The 5106-nt window shown below is 60.6% G+C and carries 2 rRNA genes and 1 pseudogene; all 3 read left to right on the forward strand.

The features are described 5' to 3' along the window. Window positions 1-390 (forward strand): annotated as a pseudogene (locus ACFU8V_RS16500) (allophanate hydrolase subunit 2 family protein); the annotation flags it as partial. A gap of 630 nt (window positions 391-1020) precedes the next feature. Then, window positions 1021-2542, forward strand: a 16S ribosomal RNA gene (locus ACFU8V_RS16505). Between the two features lie 467 nt (window positions 2543-3009). Further along, window positions 3010-5106, forward strand: a 23S ribosomal RNA gene (locus tag ACFU8V_RS16510); the annotation flags it as partial.

The following is a 5106-nucleotide window of genomic DNA, read 5'->3' on the forward strand; positions in this document are numbered from 1 at the left end:
CCCGTGCGTCATGTGCCCGGGGAGCTGCGCCCCGGTGAGCGGGCGGGCGCGGTGCTCGAGGTCCTTCCCGGGCCGCGCGCCGACTGGTTCCTCCCGGGCGCGTGGCAGGCGTTGCGTGCTCTGCGGACCGTGAGCGCGGACAGCGACCGGGTCGCGATCCGGCTGGACGGGCAGGCGGTCCCGCGCCGTGCGGGCGAGCTGCCCTCCGAGGGGCTCGTGCGCGGAGCGGTGCAGGTCCCGCCCGACGGCCGACCGGTCGTCTTCCTGGCGGACCGACCGGTCACCGGGGGATACCCGGTCGTCGGGGTGCTGCGTGCCGACGACGTCGACCGGGCGGCTCAGCTCCGACCGGGGGACCGCGTGGTGCTGCGGGCCGCGCGGCCGTCGTGACGGGCCGGGACCTGCCGTGGCGCCCCTGCCTGGCGCGCGGGGGAGGCCCGAGGCGTCCCGACCTGGGGCGGGACCGCGTGCGGACGACCGACAGCCTGTGTGCCGGGTCACCCGGACCTGGCTTGACCCTGGCGCGACGGGCCGCGTAATGTTCTGGACGTCGGCCCGACAGGGAGGAACAGACACCGCCTCGAACGATCGAGGGTGGCTGGTCCCGGGGTCGAAACCCTTCCACCGCATGGCGTAGGATTGTCCCTGCCCGCGACGAGGAAGACCACGGTGACTGGACCACGGCGAACAGCCGGGGTTGAGGATCCGGGGAAGAACTGGTAAGGTTGAAGGGTTGCCCCAAGCGAGGTTCTGCCCGGTCGGGTGGTGCTGAGTTGGTGTGTGTCGGTTGTTTGAGAACTCAACAGTGTGCTTGTTAGTCAATGCCAATTTTTGTCCCTGTGGCATGGCTGATCGTTTCTGCCCGTCGGGTGGGGTGGTTGGTTGTGTCTGGGATTCCTTTGGTTGATTTCGGAAGATGATGTCATCTTTCGTGTTGATGCCAGTTTTGTGGACCCTGTTGGGGTTCGCTTCGTATGGATTGTTCACTGCCGGGCTGTGCTTGGTGGTGGGCGTTGTTCATTTACGGAGAGTTTGATCCTGGCTCAGGACGAACGCTGGCGGCGTGCTTAACACATGCAAGTCGAACGATGATGCCCAGCTTGCTGGGTGGATTAGTGGCGAACGGGTGAGTAACACGTGAGTAACCTGCCCTTGACTTCGGGATAACTCCGGGAAACCGGGGCTAATACCGGATATGAGCCGCCTTCGCATGGGGGTGGTTGGAAAGTTTTTCGGTCAGGGATGGGCTCGCGGCCTATCAGCTTGTTGGTGGGGTGATGGCCTACCAAGGCGACGACGGGTAGCCGGCCTGAGAGGGCGACCGGCCACACTGGGACTGAGACACGGCCCAGACTCCTACGGGAGGCAGCAGTGGGGAATATTGCACAATGGGCGAAAGCCTGATGCAGCGACGCCGCGTGAGGGATGAAGGCCTTCGGGTTGTAAACCTCTTTCAGCAGGGAAGAAGCGCAAGTGACGGTACCTGCAGAAGAAGCGCCGGCTAACTACGTGCCAGCAGCCGCGGTAATACGTAGGGCGCAAGCGTTGTCCGGAATTATTGGGCGTAAAGAGCTCGTAGGCGGTCTGTCGCGTCTGGTGTGAAAACTCGAGGCTCAACCTCGAGCTTGCATCGGGTACGGGCAGACTAGAGTGCGGTAGGGGAGACTGGAATTCCTGGTGTAGCGGTGGAATGCGCAGATATCAGGAGGAACACCGATGGCGAAGGCAGGTCTCTGGGCCGCAACTGACGCTGAGGAGCGAAAGCATGGGGAGCGAACAGGATTAGATACCCTGGTAGTCCATGCCGTAAACGTTGGGCACTAGGTGTGGGGCTCATTCCACGAGTTCCGTGCCGCAGCAAACGCATTAAGTGCCCCGCCTGGGGAGTACGGCCGCAAGGCTAAAACTCAAAGGAATTGACGGGGGCCCGCACAAGCGGCGGAGCATGCGGATTAATTCGATGCAACGCGAAGAACCTTACCAAGGCTTGACATGCACGGGAAGCCACCAGAGATGGTGGTCTCTTTGGACACTCGTGCACAGGTGGTGCATGGTTGTCGTCAGCTCGTGTCGTGAGATGTTGGGTTAAGTCCCGCAACGAGCGCAACCCTCGTCCCATGTTGCCAGCGGGTTATGCCGGGGACTCATGGGAGACTGCCGGGGTCAACTCGGAGGAAGGTGGGGATGACGTCAAATCATCATGCCCCTTATGTCTTGGGCTTCACGCATGCTACAATGGCCGGTACAAAGGGCTGCGATACCGTAAGGTGGAGCGAATCCCAAAAAGCCGGTCTCAGTTCGGATTGGGGTCTGCAACTCGACCCCATGAAGTCGGAGTCGCTAGTAATCGCAGATCAGCAACGCTGCGGTGAATACGTTCCCGGGCCTTGTACACACCGCCCGTCAAGTCACGAAAGTCGGTAACACCCGAAGCCCATGGCCCAACCGTTCGCGGGGGGAGTGGTCGAAGGTGGGACTGGCGATTGGGACTAAGTCGTAACAAGGTAGCCGTACCGGAAGGTGCGGCTGGATCACCTCCTTTCTAAGGAGCTACCAACAGCTCGTTCGCCGGCCTGTGGTCGGAGCGGGTTGTTCAGGTGCCACGCCATCGCCGCACGTGTGGTGGGTGGTTGCTCATGGGTGGAACATTGACGAAAGAGTCTTCTGGTCTTGCTGGTGTCAGTACCTGCCGGCTCATCTGGTCCTTCGGGGCCGGGTGGGGTGGTGGTGGAACATCACGGGTGAGAGTCGGGGGGCTTGTCGAGCACACTGTTGGGTCCTCAGGTCACCGGCCACCGGTTGGTGGGGTGCCTGGTACGGGCCGGTCTCCGGATCACGAACCGCTGTCCTTGGTCCTCCTTCGTGGAGGGGTGGGGGTGGTAGGCGGGTCCTGGTGGGGGTCGGGGTCGTTGGTTGTTTGAGAACTGCACAGTGGACGCGAGCATCTTTGTAAAGATCAAGACACACCTTCGGGTGTGGTTCTTGGTTCTCTGCAGTTTTGTTGTTTTTGTTGAAGTTTTTAAGGGCACAGGGTGGATGCCTTGGCACTAGGAGCCGAAGAAGGACGTTGTAGCCTGCGATAAGCCTCGGGGAGCTGGCAAACGAGCTGTGATCCGAGGGTGTCCGAATGGGGGAACCCCGCACGAGTCATGTCGTGTGACCCGCACCTGAATATATAGGGTGTGTGGAGGGAACGTCGGGAAGTGAAACATCTCAGTACCGACAGGAAGAGATATTCCGTGAGTAGTGGCGAGCGAAAGCGGATGAGGCCAAACCGGGCGCGTGTTAAAGCTGTCAGGCGTTGCGTGTTCGGGGTTGTGGGACCCTTCTGGTGGATCTGACAGTCCGCCGGGGAGTCAGAAAGTCGTGTCATAGTCGAACCGCATTGAAAGGCGGACCACAGACGGTGCGAGTCCGGTAGACGAAATGGTGCGGCCTCCCGAAGGGGATCCCAAGTAGCACGGGGCCCGAGAAATCTCGTGTGAATCTGGCAAGACCACTTGCTAAGCCTAAATACTACCTAGTGACCGATAGCGGACCAGTACCGTGAGGGAAAGGTGAAAAGTACCCCGGGAGGGGAGTGAAATAGTACCTGAAACCGTGTGCCTACAATCCGTTGGAGCCTCCTTGGTTGGGGTGACAGCGTGCCTTTTGAAGAATGAGCCTGCGAGTTAGTGCTCAGTGGCGAGGTTAACCCGTGTGGGGAAGCCGTAGCGAAAGCGAGTCCGAACAGGGCGCCCATAGTCGCTGGGTCTAGACCCGAAGCGAAGTGATCTAGCCATGGGCAGGTTGAAGCGCGGGTAAGACCGCGTGGAGGACCGAACCCACCAGGGTTGAAAACCTGGGGGATGACCTGTGGTTAGGGGTGAAAGGCCAATCAAACTTCGTGATAGCTGGTTCTCCCCGAAATGCATTTAGGTGCAGCGTCACGTGTTTCTTGCCGGAGGTAGAGCTACTGGATGGCCGATGGGCCCTACAAGGTTACTGACGTCAGCCAAACTCCGAATGCCGGTAAGTGGAAGCGTGGCAGTGAGACTGCGGGGGATAAGCTCCGTAGTCGAGAGGGAAACAGCCCAGACCACCGGCTAAGGCCCCTAAGCGTGTGCTAAGTGGGAAAGGATGTGGAGTTGCACAGACAACCAGGAGGTTGGCTTAGAAGCAGCCACCCTTGAAAGAGTGCGTAATAGCTCACTGGTCAAGTGATTCCGCGCCGACAATGTAGCGGGGCTCAAGTACACCGCCGAAGCCGTGGCATCTGCGCTCAACTCAGGCCTTCGTGGTCCAGAGGCGCAGGTGGGTAGGGGAGCGTCGTGTGGGCAGTGAAGCCGCGGGGGAACCCAGTGGTGGAGCCCACACGAGTGAGAATGCAGGCATGAGTAGCGAAAGACGGGTGAGAAACCCGTCCGCCGAATGACCAAGGGTTCCAGGGCCAGGTTAATCCGCCCTGGGTAAGTCGGGACCTAAGGCGAGGCCGACAGGCGTAGTCGATGGACAAGGAGTTGATATTCTCCTACCGGCGAAGAACCGCCCATACCGAGCCCGGTGATGCTGACCGCCCAAACCTGTCCACCGGCCCTTCGGGGCCACCGGACAGGGGCGCGCGGGACCCGAACCGGTAGTAGGTAAGCGTATTAACAGGGGTGACGCAGGAAGGTAGCCCGGCGTGGCGATGGTAGACCACGTCCAAGGCCGTAGGCCGTCTGGTAGGCAAATCCGCCAGACATACAGGCTGAGAGCTGACGGTGAGCGCACAAGCGCGAACTGGGTGATCCTATGCTGCCAAGAAAAGCCTCGACGCGAGGTTCTAGCCGCCCGTACCCCAAACCGACTCAGGTGGTCAGGTAGAGAATACTAAGGCGATCGAGAGAATCGTGGTTAAGGAACTCGGCAAAATGCCCCCGTAACTTCGGGAGAAGGGGGGCCCGAAGCGTGAACACCCTCGCGGTGGGAGCGTGGACGGCCGCAGAGACCAGGGAGAAGCGACTGTTTACTAAAAACACAGGTCCGTGCGAAGTCGCAAGACGATGTATACGGACTGACGCCTGCCCGGTGCTGGAAGGTTAAGAGGACCGGTTAGCCGCAAGGCGAAGCTGAGAATTTAAGCCC

It is taken from the genome of Microbacterium sp. NPDC057658, from assembly GCF_042799975.1.
Classification (GTDB): Bacteria; Actinomycetota; Actinomycetes; order Actinomycetales; family Microbacteriaceae; genus Microbacterium.